This is a genomic window from Pseudoalteromonas sp. GABNS16E, assembly GCF_028598715.1.
In the GTDB taxonomy this organism is placed as follows: domain Bacteria; phylum Pseudomonadota; class Gammaproteobacteria; order Enterobacterales; family Alteromonadaceae; genus Pseudoalteromonas; species Pseudoalteromonas atlantica.
The window spans coordinates 1-547 of the sequence record NZ_JAQREZ010000160.1; the positions used below are offsets into that span (position 1 = coordinate 1).

General features: G+C 37.8%; 1 protein-coding gene. It reads right to left on the reverse strand.

The features are described from left to right. A partial coding sequence (locus PSI06_RS21110) for an IS110 family transposase (protein ID WP_273605076.1) occupies nucleotides 1-512 on the reverse strand: 512 nt, incomplete at its 3' end. Nucleotides 513-547: the final 35 nt, after the last annotated feature.

Here is a 547-nt window from a genome sequence, read left to right on the forward strand (position 1 = left end):
ATCGATTGGCAAACACGTGCTGAAACGTTGCTAAATTCATTTGCATCTAATCGGTTAGCTTCTCGTTGTCGGTTACTCTCAAGCGCATCTAAACGACGAATAAGGGCTTTAAGCTCTCTAACTTCTAACGCTTCAGGTTGCCAATAATCAACGACTGCGTGCTTTGCACAGCCGTAATGGGCAAGCATCGTTGCATCAGATTTATCCGTTTTATGAATTATGTTTAACGCATCAGCATACTTTTTAGCTTTACCAGGATTCGCTAAAATAATATTAAAGCCTTGCTCGTGTAAAAAATACATCAGTGCTTCATGATAAACACCCGTTGGTTCGAGTGTGATAACGAGTTCACTAGCAGCGCTTTTAGTTGTATTTAAAAGCCATTTTTCTATTTCTAAAAAGTCTCGATGCTTGTTTTTAAAGACTTTTGTTTTAATCTTGTTTGTAAGCTGGTCTCTCAACCACGATAAATCAATCTTCTCTTTACTAATATCAATGCCGATAAACATCATCTCTACTTACTCCCCTTGTACATACAGCATCTACT